Here is a 22,343-nt window from a genome sequence, read left to right as displayed (position 1 = left end):
AAACAATGGTTGGGTTTCACCGTTGTTTAACCCAACCTACTCGCTAACATTTCGCTAACATTCGGTAGGGGCTTTTGATTGCCATACCCCTACAGATGTACCGCACCCAACCGAGAACTGCAATATTGAAAGCAAAGTAAGTCAAGTTTTTCTGCCAATTAGAAGATAAGTTGTCATCTCACCTTTGCCTTTGACATGGATAAGACCCCGTTCCTCAAAAACATATTCGTCTCGTAATAACTCATAGGTAGTGGCAGTGACTTGAATTCGACCCGCAAGACCGTGAGATTCCATCCGAGAAGCTGTATTTACCGTATCGCCCCACAAATCATAGATAAACTTTTTGATACCAATGACGCCAGCAACGACGGGTCCCGTACTAATGCCGACTCGAATCTGAAAATTTTTCGCATTTTTGAGGTTAAATAGCGCGATCGCATCTTGCATATCCAGCGCCATGTCAGCTATCGCCTGGGCATGATCGTTGCGGGGCATTGGCAAACCGCCGACAACCATATAGGCATCCCCAATTGTCTTTATTTTCTCCAAACCATGCAGTTCGGATAGGCGATCGAACGCAGAAAATATCTTGTTGAGTAATTCGACAAGTTCGGTGGGTGATGTATCGGCAGAAAGTTGGGTAAAGCCAACAATATCAGCAAACAAAACGGTAACTTCGGCAAAGCTATCGGCAATTGTGCTTTCCTGAAGTTTTAATCGCTCAGCAATCGGGGCAGGTAAGATGTTGAGCAGCAGCAGTTCCGATTGTTCCTGTTGATAGCGCAGTGCTTCTTCTGCGACCTTGCGATTGGTAATATCTTGGACAGTGCCTTCGTAGTAAAGAATTCTCCCTTGAGAATTCTTTACCGTGCGGGCGGTTTCCAAAATCCAGATAGTGCTGCCGTCCTGGCGGTAAATTTGAGACTCAAACCGAGATACAGAATCATACTTTTGCATGGCAGCAATAAATTCCGTCCGTCGGTTTGGGTCAACATAAAGTTGCCGCTCAACGCTCGTCACATTGGCGATTAATTCCTCCGGGGACGAGTAGCCATAAAGGCGTGCGAGGGCAGGATTCGCACTGATGAAGCGTCCATCCGGTGTCGTTTGAAAAATGCCTTCAACTGCGTTTTCAAAGATGCTGCGATATCGTTCTTCGGCTTGCCGAAGTGCGCCTTCCACTTGCTTGCGCTCGGTAATGTCGCGGGAATTAACAACGATGCCTGCCACGAAGGGATCGGCTAGCAAATTGCTCCCAGTTGATTCTAGAAAACACCAGGAGCCGTCTTTTCGGGGAAAACGATATTCGATGGAAAAAACACTCTGAGGGTTGTTAAGCGCCTCATGGAAAGCTTCTAAAACGCGGCGACGATCCTCTGGGTGAATCATGCCTAAGGTGTGTACCCCGGTCAATTCCTCTGGTTGGTAGCCCAAAATACTCACAATCGAAGGACTTTGATAGCGGGTAATGCCATCTGCGTCATAAATGGCGATTAGATCCGAACTGTTGAGAATCAGCGAGCGAAATTTCGCTTCACTATTCGCGAGGGCGGTTTCTGCTTGTTTGCGATCGCTCGCTTCCATTGCCAAAGCAGCCATATACGCTAAATAAGTCGCAAAGTTCTGATCCTCCAACGCCCACTGCCTTTGCGTACTCATGTGTTCCAGACAAAGCACCCCCATCGTCCGTCCACCTACCCGAATCGGGACATCCAACATCGAAGCAATGCCTAAAGGAGCTAAATAAGCCGCGGAAAACTCCTTCGTCCGAGGATCGGTATGGGCATCAGAAGCCGCGATCGCGCGTTCCTCTTCTAGTGCTTGGAAATAGCCCGGATAGTCTACTCGGTACAGCTCCATGCCCCAGCTATGCCGCTCCTGAGTGACTTCGTACAAGTCAACGCAGAGCAATTTTGGATTGGGTTGGGATGTTGCAGAAGCCGGTTCATCACCATCAACGATTTCTTGCCTGTAAAGCCATATACTCGCTCGTGCGACGCCCAGCGTATTCGTGGCTGTCTCGGTAATCTCCTGCCAAGCCGCGCTCAAATCGCCCGTGTATAAAGCCTGACACGTAGCCAGTTCCATCAGCGCCCGCTGCTGTCTGCAAAGCCGAGTCTCGCTTTCTTGGAGTGCGGCTTCCGTCTGCTTGCGCTGAATGACGGAACCCAGCTGAGCCGCAACGCCCGATACTAGCTCCACCATCTGCCGGTCTTCTTCCTGGCTGTCGAAGCTGAAGAAAACCAGAACAGCTAGCACTTGTGGCTGCTGTAGAGGCACCCCAGCGCTTTGCCCGTCCTGAATCGGCAGGGGGGACGATTCCCAAAACGTTGCCGCAATAATCGGAATGGCGAAACTTGCTTTCAATCCGCTTTCTCGTGCAATTGCGACACGATCAAAAACGGCTGGTGGCTGAATTGAAACATCATCAATCCACTCTGGCTGCTGCGATGACCAAACTCGTCCCGGCAATCCGTTCCAGGATGCAAAAGTGAGCTTCTGGCTGAAGTGTCTGAATTTCTTCAAGGCGGGGGATACTTTCTCCTTACCGCCATACCAACCCCGACTGCATTCGAGAAAGTCACCCGTTGGGTGGGGAATCCAAGCTTCCCCAAAACTCCAGCCGATTGTCTCGCAAACCTTGCCCAGCGTGACTTGCAAAGCTGAGTGAAAATCTGAGGCATCCGCGATCGCTTGCGTCGTCGTCTGCAACAAACGGATTTCTTCTTGGGCTTGTTTGCGATCGCTAATATCTCGAACCACGCCACACACTACCTCTCTGCCACCATAGGAAATCGAGTTGGCACTCACTTCCACATCCACCAGCGTTCCATCTTTACGCCGGTAGCGTCGTTCGCCTAGGTAGTGCTGTTTATCGGCTAGGATTTGGTTGATATTTAAGTCAGCGCTGTCTTGGGTGTGGGGAATGAGATCGTAAAGGGTCAGATGTAGAATTTCTTCATGGCTGTAACCGAGCAAGCGATTAAAGGCAGTATTGGCTTCCAGAATTTGAGAAGAGCGAGCATCAATCAGAACAATCCCTTCTGAAGCTTGCTCAACCACGGCGCGGTGACGTTCTTCGCTTTCAATGCGATCGCGTCCAGATTTTTCCAACGCTTCTAGCATCCCATTAATCGTCAGTGCCAAGCTGGACAATTCATCCTTTCCGGGAGTCGATACCCGCAGCGAAAGATCGCTACTCGCGCCAATTTTCCGAACTTCCGCACTCAAAGCTGCCAACCGAGATAGCACCAATCGCTCTATCAGCAGCAGCGTCACTCCACCAAATACCAGTCCTACTACCAACAGACACAAGATGAGATAGACTAGGCGAATCTTTCCTTGCCTGTAGATTTCTCTGGGGACATCCACCCGCAACAGCAAAGCCGGTTTGCCATAAATGTCTTTAATCTGGGCGTATCCAGAAATCGTGTCTTCATTGCGCGATCGCACCAGAATTGGGCGTTGTTCTGACAAAGCAGAACGCACGGCTTGAAAGTCCGCAGGCATTTGAGGATCGTTCATCCCGTACATCATCACGGGCAAACGGTTGATTCTTGCCAACTTCTCGATCGTTCGATTGTCTATATAGCGCCCGAAGATCAAAGTTCCTCGGATAGAACCTTTGCCATTTGAAGGCAAAATCGGCTGCGAACTAATCAGCATTGGCCCTTCCGGAAGCAGAATGATTCCTGACAGGATGCGATTAGAATGGGGACGCTCTAAAAGCCGGTCGTTGAGAGCCAGGTGTTGTTTGAGGGCCGGTGGAATCGGTGTTTTTTTCTGATTTTTTAGATCGAACCCAGTCCCAAAGACAATTTCACCCCTGTTATTGATAAACAGCACCAAGTTGATCTGCAAGTTGTAGAGCGATTCTGGATTTAGATTCGACTCCCGATAAGCTTGGTTTGGTTTGTTAATAAAGTTATAGGTGTCATCCCACGATGACCAATCGCGAAATCTAGAACTAAAGTCATCGCCAGTTTGGCTAAAAACATTCAGAACTGCCTTAACCATCTGACGGGTATTTTGATCCTCAGCGTGTTTGAGGCTCCGCAACAAAACGATGGAAGAGGTAGCATATAGCACCCCTACCAGACCGACGAGTGTCGCGCCAATGACCATTAGTGTCTTCGTTCGCAGTCTCATGCTTTAGTGCTGAGTCCGTCCTGTAAAGGCGGGTTGACCCGTCCGAGCTAAGTGTTGAGAGAGGAAGTCAAATTATCTCCTTTATTGTTCCTCGTAAACTCGGCATTCGATACGATTTCTGCCAAAATCTACCTCCAGACGTTTGACGAAAAGCGGGATCGCTAAATACTGCGTCAACAAGCTGTGTTCGAGAAGCACCCTGGATGGCGAAAACCCCGAAACCCAACAGGAGGAAGGTTAGGGGTGAATGCCAACATCCTAGCTACGTTCAGAACGACAGCTACAGTCTCTAATCAATAACAACGAGAAACTACTTGACGATCCGGACGCGATCGCTCACTCTAAGTTGTTAACTGTAGGACTTCTCCTAGAGTTTTCTCTAGACGGAATCGATGAACGCTAAAGCTAGATATACCAATAGTGTAGTAATGGCTTGAAGGCGTAAGTCCTAAACTAACAGGTGTGAGTGAGTGAGGAGTGAGTCTAATGCTAAGTTGGGAGCCGACTCCTGTCGGGATGCCTTCCTCTGGGTACCCCAATCTTTCCCAAATACAGCGAGAAAATTTTACAGCGCTCAAGGAACGAGCTTGGGTGGAAATTGATTTAGCCGCTTTAGCTCATAATGTGCGGCAGCTGAGGCGTTTTCTCTCCCCAAAAACGGCACTGATGGCGGTGGTGAAGGCGGATGCTTATGGTCATGGTGCCATTACGGTTGCCGAGATTGCTTGCCAAGCCGGTGCAAGTTGGCTAGGTGTTGCCACGATTCCAGAGGGAATTCAACTGCGGGAAGCGGGGATTCAGGCACCGATTTTGATTTTAGGTGCCAGTAATACGACCGAGCAAGTGCAAGCGATCGCTCACTGGGATTTGCAGCCGACTCTCTGCACGCCTCAGCAAGCTTTAGTCTTTTCCGAGACACTGGGCACTTTAAATCGTTCTTTGCCGGTTCATGTAAAATTAGATACCGGGATGTCTCGCCTAGGTACTCCCTGGCAGGAAGCAGCGGAGTTTGTCGCCTTGGTGCAGGGATTGCCCCATCTCAAAATTGCCAGTATCTACTCTCATCTAGCAACGGCTGACAGTCCAGATGCGACAGTAATGAGACAGCAGCGAGACAGATTTGAGGAAGCGATCGCTCTTATCAAAACTACAGGAATGACGCCTCCCCGTCTGCACCTCGCCAACTCAGCTGCCGCTTTAAGCGACCCAAGCCTACACTACGACATGGTGCGAGTGGGTTTAGCAACCTACGGTCTTTACCCCGCGCCCCATCTAAAGTCTGTCATCGACCTCAAACCCGTCATGAAAGTAAAAGCACGGGTAACGCAAGTAAAAAATATTTCAGCAGGTACGGGAGTCAGCTACGGACATCAGTTTGTTGCTAGCCGGGATATGCGCCTCGCCGCGATCGCCATTGGCTACGCCGACGGGGTTCCCCGCAATCTCTCCAACAAAATGCAAGTTTTGCTCCGAGGTCAGCAGGTGCCGCAAATCGGCGCGATTACAATGGATCAGCTGATGCTGGATGTCAGCGCAATCCCCGATTTACAAACTGGCGAAGTCGTCACTCTGCTGGGGCAAGAAGGAAACGCCGGAATTTCTGCGGATGACTGGGCGGCGACTTTAGGCACGATTTCCTGGGAAATTCTCTGCGGCTTCAAGCATCGCCTCCCTCGCGTGGCAGTCGGTCAACCCCTGGAATCAGAACAGGCTACACCGTCTTGACGCAACTTGAAATACTCGCAAGTCTTTGCTTCTAGATGCCGGGGTACGACACTGCCGTACCCCCACCGAGAATAAGAATAGCCGAGAATAAGAATAGTGGCAGACAAAAATTCATTTCCTCTGCCAATTTTTATTCGTTAAGCTGGTCAAGATATGGTCTTGCCATTCACCTTGAATAAATAAATATTCTCTAGCATATCCTTCAACAACAAATTCTAATTTTTTCAGTAAATTAGCACTCCGGTGATTGTGGGGTAGATAATTTGCCATCACCCGGTGCATATCTAATTGTGCAAAGACATCATTTATGGCAAAGTGCAATGCTTCCGTCATATACCCTTTACCTTGTTCAAATTCTGCTAAATTATAGCCCAAATAACAAAATTGGGCAGCACCCCGCATAAACCCGTGAAAACTAACATTGCCAATAATTTCTGAGAAATTCCCATTCTTGAAAATAAATAATTTTAAAGAGCGATCGCATTCAAATTCTTTAATGTTTTTCTCAACTTGCTCTTGCCAAAACTCATGGGTTAAAAAATTATCAGGCCAAAAAGGTTGCCAGGGAGATAGATGCCCTTGATTATTCCGGTAAAATTTGACAATCTCAGGCACATCTTCTTGAGTTCCAATCCGTAATAACAATCTAGGCGTATAAATTAGCTTAAATTCCGAATTCATTCCAGTATTCTTATAAAAAAAGATATATTAATTGGAAGTGAAAAACGATTGAAAATGGATATTATTTCTGTTGAAGCTGCATCGCAGTTATGGAACTACCTGATTGGCCAAGCCTATTTTAAGATTCTACAGAACCTTCTCTGGGCAGCGACAATTCTGCTGCTCACCCGATTAGCTGTAGGTTGGGTAGGAGGTCTTACCCGCAAAGCGCTAAGTCGCACAGAGCCAACCTTACGCAAGTTCTTGATTCAGGTAGCCGAGATTTTCACGCTGGTCGTCGGGATGGTCGCCGTTCTCAACAGGTTGGGAATCGAGACGACCAGCGTTGTCGCGGTAGTGGGGGCGGCTGGTTTAGCAATCGGCTTAGCATTGCAGAATACCTTATCTCACTTTGCCGCTGGTGTGATGCTGATTAGTTTGCGCCCGTTTGAGGTAGGCGATTTTATTGAAGGGGCGGGGGCTGCTGGGGTAGTGGATGCCATCGGCATTTTCTCGACTACGCTAGTAACGCGAGACAACGTAGTAATTACAGTGCCGAACGGGCAATTATTCAGCGGGACGCTGAAAAATACCACCGTACTCGGCAAGCGACGAGTCGATTTAGACATTGATATTGGCGATCGCCCGATCGAACCGACTATCACCCTACTTTTGTCTTTAATTCAACCCCATCCCTTAGTTTTGGAAGAACCAAAAACGACCTGTCACGTTGCTTCCATCTCAGCAACCGGAACAATTTTATATCTCCGTCCTTGGTGTGCATCTGAAGCCTACGATCACGTCCGTTCCGAAGTACAACAGCTGGTGAAAGAAGCTCTGCGAGAGCCAGAATTGTCACTGTAGTCTTCTGCCTACTCCTGAAGGACGCGGGATCATTCTTGCTCCTTCATCTTCATTATTTTCCCGTGAATCGGCAGTTCAATCCGAAACTCTGTTCCTTGTCCTGGTTCAGACAGACACTTCAGTACCCCGCCATGCTTCTCAACGATAATCTGGTAGCTAATCGACAATCCGATTCCCGTGCCTTTCCCTAAAGGCTTCGTCGTGAAAAATGGATCGAATATCTTTGCCCTAATCTCTTCCGGTATGCCAGGGCCATTATCCGCAATGCGAATTACTACATGAGATCGGTCAGAAGAAAGGCTGGTGCTAATGCGAATCCAAGCACTGCTAGTAGGTAGAGACACGATTAATCGTGTCTCTAGGTCAGTTGTTGTTTCACGAATGATTGACGGCTGACTATTGACCATTGACAACTCTAGAGCATCCACCGCATTACTCAAGATATTCATAAATACCTGGTTCAAGGGACCTGCGTAGCACTCAACGGGTGGAAGGACTCCGTACTCTTTAATCACTTCAATGCCGAGATTTTGGGCTGTGGGTTTAAGCCGATGCTGAAGGATTAAAAGCGTGCTATTAATCCCTTCGTGGATATCAACTCGTCTCATCTCGGCTTCATCCAATCGGGAGAAGTTTCGCAACGAAAAAACAATTTGATGGATACGGTCAGTACCCACTTTCATAGAAGCCAAAGTTTTTGGTAAATCTTCTACTAGAAAGTTCACATCAATTGTTTCTGCTTTTTTTTGAATCTCGCCCTCGGGATGGGGATATTGCTTTTTATAGAGGTTTAGCAAATCGAGGAGATCCCGAACATAGGCACTAACATAGGGCAGGTTGCCGTGAATAAAGTTGACAGGGTTGTTAATTTCATGGGCGACACCAGCAACCAATTGACCCAAACTCGACATTTTTTCGCTTTGAATCAGTTGGGCTTGAGTATTTCGTAATGTCTTGAGGGTTTGCAACAGTCGTTGATTACTGCGGCGGAGTGCTTGCTCTACTCGCCGACTCTTGCTGACAGTCCGTTCTAATTTATCCAGATTAATCCGTAACTCCATCTGGCTGACCACTTGACGCCCCAACGCCCGCAGTGCCTCCATCTGTTCGGGGGTGAGATGACGTGGAATCCGGTCAATCGCGCAGAGGGTGCCGACAGCATAGCCATCAGATGTTACCAAAGGGGTACCCGCATAAAACCGGATATTGGTGTCTGAGGTCACGAGCGGGTTGTTGGAAAACCGCCGATCTTCTAAGGCATTGGGCACAATCAACAACTCATCTGGTTGCACCAAGGCATGGGCGCAGAATGCCACGTCTCTTGGCGTTTCCGTTGCTTCTAGACCGATTTTTGATTTGAACCACTGCCGATTAGAATCGACGAGGCTGACTAAAGCAATGGGAGTGCCACAAATATAGGCTGCCAGAGCCGTCAAATCGTCAAATGCTTCTTCAGGAGCAGTATCAAGAATCTTGTAGCGATTCAGCGCTTTGAGCCTATCTGCCTCATTGATGGGGATGGGTGGGCTGCTGCTGATTTCCTCTGTCGGTTTCGATGGGGTGAGGTTGATTTGATTCAATTCAGAATCGATTGAGGCGTCTTGTCGGAGGGGCTGACGACGTAACTGGCGACGTTTTTTTCTAAAAAGACGACTGTAAATGGTTTGAATAGCGTTCAAAAGAAGGTTCCATGCTGTTGTAAATAGCCGTTTCACGCTGGTATTCTGCACGCTTAATTAGAGATTATCATAGGTCATTCATACCCTTTCTTTAATTGATTGTAAGTATATGAACGTAAGCACACGACTATGCGCTCTTACTAAAGTCACAAGTACAAAGTGAATTGGTATCAACGTGAATTGGTATCAACGTGAATTACTATCAACGCCACGAGCGGTACTGTGTTACTTGAGGTTAACACCATTTTAGGTTGAGGATTTTGGATGGGAAAAGGGAACTTAGAATCGGATTGTAAAATTTAAATAAAGTATATATATAACAACATCATCCAATTCCAACCCATTATTTTATTTATTCCATCACTAATAAATTGCAGCCAATCTCCTGAAAATCCGGATAATTTGAGAGCGAGCAACACTCAAATGGTTGCTTTAAAAAGGGAATTTTTCTAAATAATCATTCTGTAGATGTAGAATAATTTTTATTTGGAAAAAAGTATACAGTAAAACAAAGACTTCTAGTTGTACTAATCTTACTCGTACAACTAGAAGTCTTTGTAGGGTATTTCCAGGACAAGCTGCTGCGTAATTAGGCGCTGACTTGAGTGACCAATTCTAATTCTGGTGCAGGTTGTTCTTTCAATAACTGGATGTAAAGGTCGCTTAGTTGAGTCGCTACGCCATCCCAACTAAACATCTTCTCTACCCGAACTCTTGCCTTCTCACCTAGCTGCTTGCGCCATTCTGGATTGGCGAGAATGCGGTCAATCGCGGCTGCAAACGCTACGGCATCTTTCGGGGGTGCCAGTAAACCCGTTTCTTCGGGGACGACGGTGAACTGGAGTCCGCCGACATCACTAGCAACGACGGGCGTTCCAGAAGCCATTGCTTCAATTGCTACTAAACCGAAGGGTTCGTAATGACTGGGTACGACACAAACATCAGCGGCGGCGTAGTAAGCGGGCAGAGTGTCGTCACCCAACCGTCCGGGGAAGGAGGTGATGTCTTGCAGCCCCAGTTCGCCGACAATTTTTTCAATGCGATCGCGTTCGATACCGTCACTTTGACCGGGACGAGAACCTCCGCCGATAAATAGTTTCAGGTTGCCCTGCTGGCGCATCTGGGACTTGCCAACGGCGCGAACGAGTGTTTCAATTCCCTTGCGTCGATCAAATCGACCCACATAGAAGACTACGTTGGTGTCGGCGTCGATTCCCAGTTTCTCTCGTGCTGCTTCGCGGGTGACGGAACCAAACTTGCGAATATCGGTGCCGCAGGGGATGATGTCGATGTTGCCTTTTGTAGAAACCAGCGATCGCATATGTTCTTTCTCTTGCGGACTGGTGGCAACAATCCGTTCCGCTGTCTCTAAAACCTTTCTTTCTACCTCTAGCCGCGTGGTAGCAATCAAGGGAATCGTCGAAACTGACTTATATTTGACGGCTCCCAAAGAGTGGTAAGTATGAATTTGTTTGATGGGTTGAACTTTCTTCAGCTCCATTCCCACCCAAGATGAGAGCCAGTAATTTGTGTGTACTATAGAATATTCAATGCCTTCTTGCTGCTGAAACTTGAGCATCTGTTCGACAAACACTGGCAGATACTCAAACAAATTGTCTCTTGGGACAAACTCTTCAGGACCAGCTGTCAAGCGAATTGTTCGACAATTAGCACTATGTTGAACAATCGTGGGTTGATCGCCACTAACTTTGCGGGTAAACATATCTACTTGCCACCCCTGTTGAGCAAGTGCCTCACCCACCTGACGTACATAAACGTTTTGACCGCCAGCCTCTTCTTTACCGATTTCAATTGCTGGATCTCCGTGGACGGAAATTAGAGCAATGTGCTGGTTGTTTGTGGAAAGCATATATTTATATCGATTTTTTCACTCAACGACGTTCAGGGCGAAGCAGGGGTTGACTATTCTACTTAGTTGCCTGTTTAGCCCACGGGAACTTAAGGAATCTTTACTTGTGCTAATAGGATAAGCTTCGCCGTTGATGATGAACATCAACTACGGGAGAGAATCTACTACCTGACTATATTCAACCTTCCGGGGGACGGGTGGGTATCATTGGGTATCATGACCTCCTCCCAAAGAAATAAAATTTTAAGCCAAAGGGCATATAAATCGCCAGAGTAGCGAATGGATTCCCATTTTTCCGTCCTCCAACGGTCAGGGAAGTGAAGATTTATAGATTTAATCGTGAAACGCGAGAATATTTAAATCGCCCAAGCCTTAAGGAAAGCGGGTTGTAAGCATTTATTAGATTTCTTTGTCAGCCATGAAAAATTTAACGATAGGTAATTATACTAAGGGAGCGGGAAAGAAGCAAACAGCCGCAACGACGAGGATGAATCATGGCTTTCTCTGCAACTGCGAAGACTTACTCGGAACGATCGGACATCAAAAAAAAGAAAATTTTTTTGACAGCAGCACCAATTGATTAATATCTGCTATCATCTATATTTGTCACCTAGGAGAGGTGGCTGAGTGGTCGAAAGCGACAGATTGCTAATCTGTTGTACGGTTGGTAACTCCGTACCGAGGGTTCGAATCCCTCCCTCTCCGTTTTAAAAGCGAAAACAGACAAGTAGCGAAGCCCAATCGGGAAAAGCAAACGCCTCACTCTTGACGTCTCACAGCGATCGCTTCTGCTAGCTAAAATGTTGGCAGAAGTTATGGCTGTATTCTTAAACAACTGAGATCAATTAAAATATTTGATTTCAATCGTGGACTGTTGAAGAGTTAAACACCCAAATGAGCAGACCCGCTTCAGCCAAAAATATCAAACCGAGTTGGGCGATCGCCCTAGCAGTTACCACCATTACGACAAGTTTTCTAACCGTTGCTTGCGAAAACCCCTCTCAAACAACGCCAGGTAATAACACGCCAACCAGTACAACCAGTAGCCCCGCCCAGACTACAGGTTCTACCCCAGCCACCAGCGGTTCCGGACTCAAGATTGGCTCACTGCTGCCGACCACTGGCGACCTATCTTCCGTAGGGCAACCCCTGCCAGATGCTATCCGCCTGTTAATAGACACCGTCAACAAGTGTGGCGGCGTCAATAGTCAGCCAGTCACATTTATTCCTGAAGATGACCAAACCGATCCCAACGCTGGCACCGCAGGAATGACCAAATTAACGGAAGTAGATAGAGTTGCTGGCGTCGTCGGTTCCTTTGCCAGCAGCGTTTCTAGTGCCGCCGTGCCTGTCGCTGTACGCAACAAGGTAATGTTTATCTCACCGGGTAGTACCAGCCCCGTTTTTACAGAACGAGCCAAAAAAGGAGAATTTCAAGGTTATTGGGCGCGGACGGCTCCCCCCGATACCTATCAAGCTCAGGCTTTAGCAAAACTAGCTAGTGACAGAGGATTTAAGCGCGTTTCCACCATCGTCATCAACAACGACTATGGAGTTGGTTTTGAACAAGAATTTGTACAAGCCTTTAAAAAATTAGGAGGCACTATTGTCAACAAACCAACTCGCTACGACCCCAAAGCCGCTACTTTTGAAAGCGACATACTAGAAGCGTTCAAGGACAAGCCTGATGCGGTGGCAGCAGTTGTTTATGCTGAAACCGGCAGCTTGCTCTTAAAATCTGCCTACGAACAAGGTCTAAGTAAAGGCGTCCAGGTGATGCTGACAGATGGTGCTTATTCGGAAGACTTTCCCGAACAGGTCGGCAAAACCAGCGATGATCAATTTATATTAACTGGGGCAATTGGCACGGTTCCCGGTGCTAATGGCCCAGCACTGGCTGAGTTCACCAAGATTTGGAAAGAGAAAACCGGAAGGGGATTGAGCGCCTATGTGCCTCATGCCTGGGATGCTGCCGCTTTGATGGTACTAGCCGCCGAAGACGCTAAATTAAATACCGGCGAAGGCATTAAAAGTAAGATTCGTGATGTCGCCAATGCCCCAGGAACAGAAGTGAGCGATGTTTGTCAGGCGCTAGAACTGGTGCGTAAGGGTGAGGAGATTAACTACCAGGGAGCTAGCGGTAACGTCGATATTGATGCAAACGGCGATGTAGTCGGTAGCTACGATGTCTGGGCGGTGGAACCTACAGGTTCCCTAGCCGTGACCGGCAAAGTCAGCCCTCAAGTAGCCGTAACCGAGAAAAAGTAAGAAAGTACAAAGGCAAAAGAAACAGGAGAAACCAAATTTTTCTGCTGTCTTTTGCCTTTGATTTTTACCTTCTCTAGAAACCAGGGAAGGTGTAACCCACTCCCAGAATTAGTCCTACTGGCACTTCATCGCTTTGAAATCCGATATTTAGAGCTGCATTTGCTGTAAATTGCCGTGTCAAAGGTACATCGACGCCACCCGTAACCAGGAAACCAATGTCGCTGTCATCACCCGTGGAAATCGTGACACCGCCACCCACGTAAGGGGCGAATCTGACGGGTTCAAACGGATCTGACTGTCGAATGTTAAAGTCGTAAGTCACTGGAAGCAGAAAGGTCGTATCGTCACCGAGTAGCACGGAAGGGCGTACAGACAACGTATTGGTTAGACCAATTTTGCTGATCACGGCGAAACTACCATCGCCCAAAGCACTATCACCCCCGAAACCAATATTGAAGCCAACCCCGACGTAGCTGCGACCGGCACGGGTGGTTCGACCGAGTTCGATATCGGTTTGAGCAACCTCAGAGTCATTGGGTAAGTTTGGAGTTTCAGCAGTTGGTTGCTGTGGTGCGGCGAGAGCGGCAGCAGAAGTGGTTACGCCGGGAAATGGTTGCGTAGTAGCAGTATCATCAGCCGCTGCCAAGGAGGAAGGTTCTGAAGCCACAGGCTTTGCGCTTTCTTCAACCAGCGTTGCATCTTGGTACTCAGAGAGAATGACCGGCTGTTGGCTCAGATTATATTGTGTTGAGACCGGGGCTTGCGGTGCAGCCGGGACTTGTGGTGCAGCCGGAACAGTTGATTGGGTAATCGGTGTGACATCTGCCGACTTGACAACTGGCTTGACAACTGGCATACCCATTACTGTTGGCTCAGAGATCGCCTCAGATGCGGCAGGTTCTGAAGTCTCAACGACCGCAGGAGTCTTTTGGTCAATGACTGTGGCAGTGGACTGGGCTGTAGCTGACAAGCCACCGCTGAAAACTGTCAGTGCCGTCAGACCTAGTAAGAAAGAAACACGCTTAGAAAAGATTGTATTCACGGTCACTCCTCAAAAACTTCCTCAAAAATCTACGAAAGCCAACCTTAATTGCCTATTCTCTCGGAAATTATATTTCCCTGTCGTCAATTTAGGAAATTTTAAAAGAATTTGCTACCCACCAAGGAAGGATTATGCGCTGAAAGTGGCTAGTATTCGACGAAATTGATGTTGACAGGTGAAATGGAATAAAGAGGGTCAGAGGGTGATAAGAGAGATTTTTATTCCCGATTCCTAGGCTTTATCTCCAAAGCAGCGATCGCAATTTCTCTGATAAAGGCTTGGGATGCGACCAATCGCTCATTTTGATTTTGATGACGAAGAAACCCTTTTTTACAATAAAAAGGGTTTCTTCGTGATTGATGAAGCTCGCCTCTGTAACCGCAGATTGTACTAGGTAAGGCTGTCCATTGCCGCGACAACTTGCTGGGAAACAAAGGGGAGAATCGCTTTGTTTTTACTATTTGCTTTGCCCTCAGTGAACACAATCAACAAATAAGGGTGCCGTGATGGTAGCTCGATATAAGCGGCGTCGTGGCGAACTTGGCTTGTCCAACCGGCTTTAGACCACAATTGGGCATTTGGAGGCAGTCCGCCACCTAAGAAACCCCGCACCTGATTTTCCTCATCGGGGGCTTCATCGTCTTCTGCATGGAGGCTGCGTTTCATCAGTCCCATCATTGCTTGCGATCGCCCGGAGGAAACTGCAACGCCTCCGACAATGCTATGTATGAGCCTCGCCGTGGCATTGGTCGTCACCATATTACGGTTTTCCCGCATCTCCCCTAAGAATGCCCGCTCTCGCCCATAGGGACCGTCACCCCAAGGTTTTTGATTGACATTGATGGTTTCCATCTCTGTCCAACCGAGGGATTGAAAGTAGCGATTCACGATATTGCGCTGCAACTGCCAGGTTTCAAACGGCCCTGGCGGCAACTCTGGACCGCTAGTAGTGCCAGTCAATACATCCAGCACTAAGCTGGTGGCGTCGTTGCTGGAATCAATAATCATGTCGCGGATGGCTCGCTCTAACTCCGAGGAAGTTTGGATCATTCCTTGTTCCAGCCACTCTTGTACAGCAACCAGATAAAACAGTTTAACGATGCTGGCAGGAAAGATTCTCTCGACGCCGCGATAGCTAAAGCCCCGGACTGGATATTTCCAAAATTCCTCTGAGCTAAGGGCACCGCCAGTATTGACGGGCACTGGGGGATCGTAGACTACCCAGGTTAAGGCAATTTGGTTGCGGGCTAATCCCGGAAATTCTGCCCAAGTTGCTTCTAAAATGCGATCGCCTAATTTTTCTAGTTGTGCGTCTTTGTGAAAAAATGTCATTTTTATTAGTTGTTATCAGTTGTCAGTTATCAGTTGTCAATTGTTCAATAGTTTGTACCACTGACCAACAACCACTGACCCATGACCCATGACTCATTCCGCGAGTACCAATGTCGAGTCAATCTAAACCTCTATGATTCCCCCAGTTGTACTCGTTTGGCAACTCAGGCAGCAATCGGGCGTCACTTGCGGATTTTGTCGCCAAATACAGATGTATCGTCTATCCAAGTTTGTCTGCGTGAAGATGACTATTCCGGCTGGGTGGCAATTCACGACCTCAAAGAGATTGAGGAGGCACAAACGCCCTACGAAGCTCATACTATCTCCCCGGCAGAAATTCAAAATCGCATACCCCAAGTCATTGCCTTTATGCAAGCGGCGATGCAACAGCCGAATTATTATCTCTGGGGCGGAACATTAGAGCCAAATTATGACTGTTCCGGGCTGATGCAAGCCGCTTTTGCTGCCTCTGGGATTTGGTTGCCGAGAGATTCCTATCAGCAGGAAGCATTTACACAATCAATTGCGATTCAAGAGCTACAATCAGGTGATTTAATCTTTTTTGGCATCGGAGATAGAACAACCCATGTGGGTTTATACCTGGGAGAAGGACGTTATATCCATAGTTCCGGTCAAGAACAGGGTCGCAACGGAATTGGAATTGATGTCCTTTCGGAACAGGGAGATTCGATTAGTCAGTCGTATTTTCGGCAACTGCGCTCTTGCGGGCGAGTGGTTGCCAGTTATCAACCACAACGACAATAAGACACCAAAAGGTGGGAGGCAATCGTGTTAATTCCTGAAAGACTGGTAACGCAAAGCGAAATGTCTGCTGACGAGATCCCCGATATTTCTGTAGTAGTGCCGGTTTATAACGAGGTGGAAAGTTTACCCCACCTAATTGAAGCGATCGCAACCACTTTAATTGAGACGAATCTGAACTACGAAATTATTTGCGTGGATGATGGTTCCAAGGATGGTTCAGCGGAATTGCTGAAATCTCTAGTGCAAACCCACAAAAACTTAAAAGCAGTGCTTCTGCGTCGAAACTACGGTCAAACTCCAGCAATGTCTGCGGGGTTTAACTATGCGCGAGGCAAGGTGATTATCACAATGGATGGCGATTTGCAGAATGACCCGGCGGATATTCCCCGGCTCCTGGCAAAGTTAGAAGAAGGCTATGACTTGGTAAGTGGCTGGCGTGAGAAACGACAGGACGCCGCCCTGACTCGTCTGCTTCCGTCTAAAATCGCTAACTGGTTAATTGGGCGAGTCACGGGTGTAGAGTTGCATGACTACGGTTGTTCCCTAAAAGCCTACCGCTCAGAATTGGTGGCGGATATGAATCTTTATGGGGAATTGCACCGATTTTTGCCAGCTTTGGCGTTCATTGAGGGGGCAAGAATTACTGAGCTGCCAGTGGGGCACCATGCCCGCCGCTATGGAAGCAGTAAGTATGGGTTGGGGCGGACATTCCGAGTCGTGATGGACTTGTTAACCGTCTACTTTATGAAAAAGTTCCTCACCCGCCCCATGCACGTCTTTGGGCTGTTTGGCATTATTGCAATGGCATTAGGGACGCTGCTTGGTCTGTATTTAACGATTTTAAAAGTGGGTTTCGGTCAGAGCATTGGCGATCGCCCGTTATTGATTCTGGCGGTCGTACTGCTAGTGACGGGTGTGCAATTGTTTTCTTTTGGACTGCTTGCAGAATTGTTAATGAGAACTTATCACGAGTCTCAGGGCAGACCAATCTATCGGGTGAGGGAAGTTGTTGGGGGAAATGTTAACAATAGTAAACAAAGGGAAGGCTAAAAGTGTAAGAAGGAATTAAGCTTTGAAAGTTTTTTGGACGCTAGAGCCGCCCAGTCGCCGCAATCTGTTGGTTTTATTTACGGCTGGGCTATTATTTTGGTCTAGTATGGCTTCGTTGCTCCCGACGCTGCCGCTCTATATCGAGGATGTGGGCGGCACGACGCAGCAGATTGGGATTGTCATGGGGTCATTTGCCCTCGGACTGGTTCTGTGTCGCTCGTGGCTGGGGCGTTTGGCAGATCGACGCGGTCGCAAGGTGGTCTTGCTGATTGGCATGACCGTGGCAGCGATCGCGCCTTTGGGCTATCTAGTTGTTAAATCAATTCCCCTATTAATGCTGCTGCGAGCGTTCCACGGGATTAGCATTGCGGCTTTTACGACGGGTTACAGCGCCTTGGTGGTTGATTTGTCCCCAGTGTCTAAGCGGGGTGAGTTAATTGGCTACATGAGCTTGGTAACGCCAGTTGGGATGGCGATAGGGCCAGCAGTTGGGGGTTATATCCAAGCTGGGGTTGGTTACACGCCGTTGTTTCTGCTCTCTTGCGCGCTAGGAGCGATCGGTTTAGTTTGTGCCAATCAAGTCAAAGAACCCCGAATCGTCCACGAGACAACCGATTCCTCTGCCGGTTCATCCGAAACTCAACAATTTTGGCGACTTCTGGCAAGCCCTCGTCTAAGGATTCCAGCTTTAGTGTTGTTGCTGGTTGGTGTAGCGTTTGGAGCTTTGAGTACCTTCGTCCCTTTATTTATTAAAGATGCCGAAGTTGACTTAAATCCGGGGTTATTTTACACAGCAGCAGCGATCGCTTCTTTTATTTCCCGCATCATCATTGGTCGCGCTTCTGACCGTTACGGACGAGGAGTTTTTATCACTGGCAGTATATTCAGCTATGCATTGGCAATGCTGATGCTGTCTCATGCTTATACTGCCCGTAGCTTTTTAGTGGGCGGTTTTTTGGAAGGCGCAGGAGCAGGAACGTTACTGCCGATGATGATTGCCTTGATTTCCGACCGTTCCTCTCCCCAAGAACGAGGCAGAGTGTTTGCTTTGTGCATCACGGGGTTTGATGTCGGGATAGCGATCGCGGGTCCTGTTTTGGGTTCCATTGCTGAACCCATTGGCTACCGAGGGATGTTTACCATCACGACTATCTTGTCCTTCCTAGCTCTGATTATCTTCGCTACTTTATCGAGCAAAAATTTATCCCATTCCCTCCGCTTCGCCTTTGGCAGAGAAAAGGATGTTTACGCCTTGAATAAGGTTGGGCTACAAAGTGAGGCATAATTCAAAGAAAAAAGGCAAAAGAAAGAATCTTTTGCCTTTTTTTTTACTTAGTAACGGGCTAGGAGGGATTCGAACCCCCGACACCGTGGTCCGTAGCCACGTGCTCTAGTCCACTGAGCTACAAGCCCTTGCCAGAAATTTATAATAGCACACCCCAACCGTATGACGCAAAATTTTTCTCAATCGCAACAATTAACTCATTTGGATGCCCACGGTGAGGCTCAAATGGTGGATGTTTCCGGCAAAGAACAAACTCGACGCCATGCTGTTGCTGCGGCACAAGTGCGGATGTTGCTAGAGACATTTGAGGCGATTCAGGCGGGGAACGCGCCGAAAGGAGATGTATTGGGAACTGCGAGATTGGCTGGGATTATGGCAGCAAAGCAGACTTCTCAGCTAATTCCCCTGTGTCATCCCTTGCCAATTCATAAAGTAGAAGTTCAGATCGTGCCTGACGCCCAGTTGCCGGGATATCAGATTCAAGCGGAAGTCGTCACCAAGGCGGAAACTGGCGTGGAAATGGAAGCGCTAACAGCCGTTTCTGTCGCTGCACTTACCCTCTACGACATGGCGAAAGCGTTGGAAAAAGGGATCGTGATTGAATCGATTCGCTTGGTGAGTAAGACGGGTGGCAAGTCGGGAGATTACCTTCGCCAGGGACAGGGCAGTTAGCGGCTTAGAATGAATTTAGTTGTTAGCGCTAACAACTCATAACTCATAACTTATAATTCATCACTTCCATGCCTCCTCGTTGGCCTCGAAAACCAGACCGTAATGACCCCGCCTATCGTCGCCTCGACGATAGAATGAATTTTGCCATCCATGTGGCGATTTTTGGTGCCTGTAATTCTGGCTTGTGGTTTTTCCACAACTTGCAGAATGCTACATGGCCTTGGGCAACCTGGGTGACAGGCGGATGGGCGTTAGTCTTAGCTACCCACGCTCTGTATATCTTTGCACTCGCAGATTATTCCGACCCAGTAACAGAATCTGCAAATACCAGTGCTGGTTTAGGATTCCAGCCCAAAACCAAAGAAAAATCCAAAAAAACTACCTAAAGATAGATCCCTGTTTCTTGCTTTTCGTGGATTCAAACTCGGACGGGGATCAATTGCAATGAAAGCATTAGATTCCCTATCCGCATAACCAAAGTAAATCCTATGGCTAGAACCAACACTTCCGAAGCAATTGAATCTCTCGCCGCTGAAATTGGCGAAAACGTTTACATCGATGTGGCTAAATGGCACCTTTATTTGCGAGATGCCAAGCTGCATACGGTTGTAGCAGAAAAGTTGTACCCCCTACTGGCTGATAATTCTGTAGATGAAAATCAGGTGTCGAAAGTCCTGCAAAGTATTCCCGTCAAGTTAGGCGGCGGGAAGCGGGAAGTTCCCCTAGTAGATTTATTGCCTACGCAGTGCCAGGTAAACCTGATGGAGCTTCTGGAAGAATTCCAGCGCAATCTATAAACAAGCTGTAGCTTTTCCCTTCCCCTTCTCTGCCAGAGAAGGGGTTTGGGGGTTACACCTGCTCGCTCCTAAAAGGATTAGCAAGAGCGAGTTGCATGACTAAAAATGTTTAGTTTGATACGCAGAAGTTTTGATTAACTTGCGACGATAAGCGTATTGACCGTAAACACTAACTAGATAAGGCATTAGGTAGGTCAGCAATCCAGAAATCCAGCGATCGCGCGTCATTTCGCCTCGGAAAAAGGCAAACCCGTGATTGATCAAAAACAAGAGAGTCCCGACAAATACAGCCGTTTTTAATCCAGTCGGGATAAACTCTTTGTCAAATAAGCTGACAAGATATGCTTTAAGTGTCTTCATTCGGGGTTGCGATCGCTAAGCTAGATGAGCCAAGCCTCAATACTCATCTCGACTTACTGTTAGATATCACACCTTCCTCTTCAAGTTTGGTATTGTTTCATACACCTAATTGAGCTGGTTCAAGTGCGATCGCTACCTCGCAAAGCGTTGGCGAATCCGCGACACAAAAATATCAACTTCTGGCAAATTCAGCTGCTTTGCCAAGAAAGCATAAACGATCAAGCCAACAAAAGCGGCTAAACTTAGCTGCAATAACTGCACCAGCAACCCATTCGCATTCCAGACTTGTTGAAAACCTTTACTGACACCCCAACTCGCTAAACCAGCTACAAAGCTAGCACCTGTCAAACCCAAAATTGGCAAACTCCACTCTTGCCAAGGCAAGCCGTTAAGCTTGCGATTCAACATCCAAATGAGTGCCACGACTGAAATGGTATTCACCATCACCGTAGATAAAATCAAACCGGGTGCCCCAAAACGTTGAACAAGAATAAAATCTAGCAGAGCATTGAAGAAGATATTCACGATACTGATGCGAAAGGGCGTCTCTCCATCGCCCAAGGCATAAAATACCCGCACCAGTACATCTCGCCCCAAGTAGACAAACATCCCAATCCCATAAGCCATCAGCAATGAAGCAACCAACTCAGATGCTCTAGACTTAAAGGCTCCGCGTTGATAGATTACTTGGACGATGGGGACGGCTAGCGTCATCATCAGGGCACTCAAAGGCAACATAGTAATCGCAGTCAGCAGTAATCCTTGGCGAATCCGCTGCTTGAGTTCGGGCCAATCTTCAGGGGCAGCGAGTCGCGAAAAAACCGGCAGCAGGGGGACTAAAATGACATTCGAGATAATTCCTAGAGGTGTTTGAACGAGAAGCCCCGCATAGGTCATGGCAGCCGCTGCTGCGGGGATATACGAGGCGAAAAATAAATCAGTGTAGAGGTTGATTTGCAGCATCCCGGAGGATAGCGTCGCGGGTCCCATCACCTTCAGGACATCCTTGACTCCCGGCTGATGCCAGTCAAACCGCAGGCGTAATGTGCCCAAGCCAGCGCGCCATTGGGCAGCGAGTTGGACTAACCACTGCAACACGGCACCGGCAAGGGTTCCCCCCGCCAAAATCAGTCCTCCTAGTTGGGCGTATTGGGGTAGGTTGATTTGGTTGCCGAGTTGTAGCGCCAAAATTGCCAGCCCACCAATTACGGTAATGCTGGAGAATAAAGGGCTAACCGAGGGTAGCCAGTACATATCCGCCGCGTTCAGCGTTCCAAAGCCAATCCCAATCAGCCCAGCCATCAGCGCCATTGGAGCCATGATCTGTAACTGTTGGATGGCGATCGCTCTCACTTGCAGTCCTTGCGGCGTCTCGCTTAAACCGGGTGCCACCAGGTTAATAAAAACGCCTGCAAACACAATTAGGACGATCGTAACGAGTAGGAGTATTCCGCCTACCATCGTTGTAATCGTCTCTACTAGGGGCGCAGCTTCCGATTTGTCGCGCTGCTTGGCTAAAACGCTGACAATCGCACTGTGAAAAGGGCCATTGATGCCGCCCAATAAGATCAGCAAAAAGCCAGGAATCACATAAGCGTAATTGTAGGCATCGGCAACGACACCTACGCCAAAAGCGGCAGCGATCGCTTGTTGGCGCACTAACCCAAAAATTTTACTAATCAGCGTAGCAATTGCAACAATTCCGGCAATGCTAGCGAGTGTCCGAGCGGTTTTCTGCTTTTCAGTCACGAACGGTTAACAATCCCTCAATTGGCTCATCTTATTTAAACGCAAAGGTTAACCCCAAGGTACGCCAAGTTAAAAT

At 48.0% G+C, this 22,343-nt stretch carries 17 protein-coding genes and 2 tRNA genes; 10 read left to right on the top strand and 9 right to left on the bottom strand.

Going from position 1 to position 22,343, the window contains the following annotated elements; genetic code table 11:
- Nucleotides 1-141: 141 nt before the first annotated feature.
- Complete coding sequence (locus tag NDI34_RS17960; protein WP_348233363.1) at nt 142-4,149, bottom strand: PAS domain S-box protein; 4,008 nt, start codon at nt 4,147-4,149, stop codon at nt 142-144.
- Nucleotides 4,150-4,635: 486 nt separating this feature from the next.
- Between NDI34_RS17960 and alr the strand changes: the two genes are divergently transcribed.
- Nucleotides 4,636-5,874 carry an alanine racemase gene (alr, locus tag NDI34_RS17955; protein ID WP_348233362.1) on the top strand — a complete coding sequence of 413 codons (1,239 nt, stop codon included), beginning with the start codon at nt 4,636-4,638 and terminating at the stop codon, nt 5,872-5,874.
- Nucleotides 5,875-5,985: 111 nt separating this feature from the next.
- Here alr and NDI34_RS17950 read toward each other — a convergent pair whose 3' ends face one another.
- Entirely contained in the window at nt 5,986-6,555 is a 570-nt protein-coding gene (locus NDI34_RS17950) for a GNAT family N-acetyltransferase (protein ID WP_348233361.1), read from the bottom strand.
- Nucleotides 6,556-6,609: 54 nt separating this feature from the next.
- Between NDI34_RS17950 and NDI34_RS17945 the strand changes: the two genes are divergently transcribed.
- Nucleotides 6,610-7,398: a mechanosensitive ion channel family protein gene (locus tag NDI34_RS17945; protein ID WP_190413201.1), complete on the top strand. Its 789-nt coding sequence runs from the start codon at nt 6,610-6,612 to the stop codon at nt 7,396-7,398.
- A gap of 29 nt (nt 7,399-7,427) precedes the next feature.
- On the opposite strand, the gene NDI34_RS17940 is transcribed toward NDI34_RS17945, so the two are convergent.
- Nucleotides 7,428-9,077: an ATP-binding protein gene (locus tag NDI34_RS17940; RefSeq protein ID WP_348233360.1), complete on the bottom strand. Its 1,650-nt coding sequence runs from the start codon at nt 9,075-9,077 to the stop codon at nt 7,428-7,430.
- 589 nt (nt 9,078-9,666) lie between these two features.
- The gene (locus tag NDI34_RS17935) at nt 9,667-10,947 is read right to left on the bottom strand and encodes a glycosyltransferase family 1 protein (RefSeq protein ID WP_190434593.1); all 1,281 of its coding nucleotides are present in this window, start codon (nt 10,945-10,947) and stop codon (nt 9,667-9,669) included.
- A 613-nt stretch (nt 10,948-11,560) separates the two neighbouring features.
- On the opposite strand from NDI34_RS17935, the gene NDI34_RS17930 reads away from it, so the two are divergent.
- Nucleotides 11,561-11,652, top strand: a tRNA-Ser gene (locus NDI34_RS17930).
- Nucleotides 11,653-11,841: 189 nt separating this feature from the next.
- Entirely contained in the window at nt 11,842-13,215 is a 1,374-nt protein-coding gene (locus NDI34_RS17925) for an ABC transporter substrate-binding protein (protein WP_348233359.1), read from the top strand.
- A gap of 73 nt (nt 13,216-13,288) precedes the next feature.
- Here NDI34_RS17925 and NDI34_RS17920 read toward each other — a convergent pair whose 3' ends face one another.
- Together NDI34_RS17920 and NDI34_RS17915 are read right to left on the bottom strand one after the other, a co-directional pair.
- Nucleotides 13,289-14,257 (bottom strand): hypothetical protein, encoded by a 969-nt coding sequence (locus NDI34_RS17920; protein WP_348233358.1) that lies wholly within the window; start codon nt 14,255-14,257, stop codon nt 13,289-13,291.
- Between the two features lie 390 nt (nt 14,258-14,647).
- Nucleotides 14,648-15,589 (bottom strand): serine hydrolase, encoded by a 942-nt coding sequence (locus NDI34_RS17915; protein ID WP_190434601.1) that lies wholly within the window; start codon nt 15,587-15,589, stop codon nt 14,648-14,650.
- An 81-nt stretch (nt 15,590-15,670) separates the two neighbouring features.
- On the opposite strand from NDI34_RS17915, the gene NDI34_RS17910 reads away from it, so the two are divergent.
- Genes NDI34_RS17910 through NDI34_RS17900 form a run of 3 tightly spaced genes read left to right on the top strand, consistent with a single transcriptional unit; the run spans nt 15,671 to nt 18,689 of the window.
- On the top strand, nt 15,671-16,354 hold the full coding sequence (locus NDI34_RS17910) for a C40 family peptidase (RefSeq protein ID WP_190533268.1): 684 nt from the start codon (nt 15,671-15,673) through the stop codon (nt 16,352-16,354).
- A 60-nt stretch (nt 16,355-16,414) separates the two neighbouring features.
- A complete protein-coding gene (locus tag NDI34_RS17905; protein ID WP_190426314.1) occupies nt 16,415-17,404 on the top strand; it encodes a glycosyltransferase family 2 protein in 990 nt (329 codons plus the stop codon).
- A gap of 22 nt (nt 17,405-17,426) precedes the next feature.
- A complete protein-coding gene (locus tag NDI34_RS17900; protein ID WP_348233357.1) occupies nt 17,427-18,689 on the top strand; it encodes an MFS transporter in 1,263 nt (420 codons plus the stop codon).
- Nucleotides 18,690-18,743: 54 nt separating this feature from the next.
- On the opposite strand, the gene NDI34_RS17895 is transcribed toward NDI34_RS17900, so the two are convergent.
- Nucleotides 18,744-18,817 (bottom strand) — tRNA-Arg (locus NDI34_RS17895).
- A gap of 34 nt (nt 18,818-18,851) precedes the next feature.
- Between NDI34_RS17895 and moaC the strand changes: the two genes are divergently transcribed.
- From moaC to NDI34_RS17880, 3 genes are all read left to right on the top strand, one after another.
- Nucleotides 18,852-19,361, top strand: coding sequence for a cyclic pyranopterin monophosphate synthase MoaC (moaC, locus tag NDI34_RS17890; protein ID WP_348233356.1), 510 nt, complete (start codon nt 18,852-18,854; stop codon nt 19,359-19,361).
- Between the two features lie 68 nt (nt 19,362-19,429).
- Nucleotides 19,430-19,747, top strand: coding sequence for a 2TM domain-containing protein (locus tag NDI34_RS17885; RefSeq protein WP_190525817.1), 318 nt, complete (start codon nt 19,430-19,432; stop codon nt 19,745-19,747).
- A gap of 102 nt (nt 19,748-19,849) precedes the next feature.
- The gene (locus NDI34_RS17880; RefSeq protein ID WP_348233355.1) at nt 19,850-20,158 is read left to right on the top strand and encodes a DUF3181 family protein; all 309 of its coding nucleotides are present in this window, start codon (nt 19,850-19,852) and stop codon (nt 20,156-20,158) included.
- Between the two features lie 99 nt (nt 20,159-20,257).
- Here NDI34_RS17880 and nrtS read toward each other — a convergent pair whose 3' ends face one another.
- Together nrtS and murJ are read right to left on the bottom strand one after the other, a co-directional pair.
- Nucleotides 20,258-20,518, bottom strand: coding sequence for a nitrate/nitrite transporter NrtS (nrtS, locus tag NDI34_RS17875; RefSeq protein WP_348233354.1), 261 nt, complete (start codon nt 20,516-20,518; stop codon nt 20,258-20,260).
- 132 nt (nt 20,519-20,650) lie between these two features.
- Nucleotides 20,651-22,267 (bottom strand): murein biosynthesis integral membrane protein MurJ, encoded by a 1,617-nt coding sequence (gene murJ, locus NDI34_RS17870; RefSeq protein WP_348233353.1) that lies wholly within the window; start codon nt 22,265-22,267, stop codon nt 20,651-20,653.
- Nucleotides 22,268-22,343 lie beyond the last annotated feature (76 nt).

It is taken from the genome of Trichocoleus sp. DQ-U1 (genome assembly GCF_039961925.1).
Lineage (GTDB): Bacteria > Cyanobacteriota > Cyanobacteriia > Cyanobacteriales > FACHB-T130 > FACHB-T130.
This window is presented reverse-complemented; position numbering and strand designations above follow the sequence as displayed.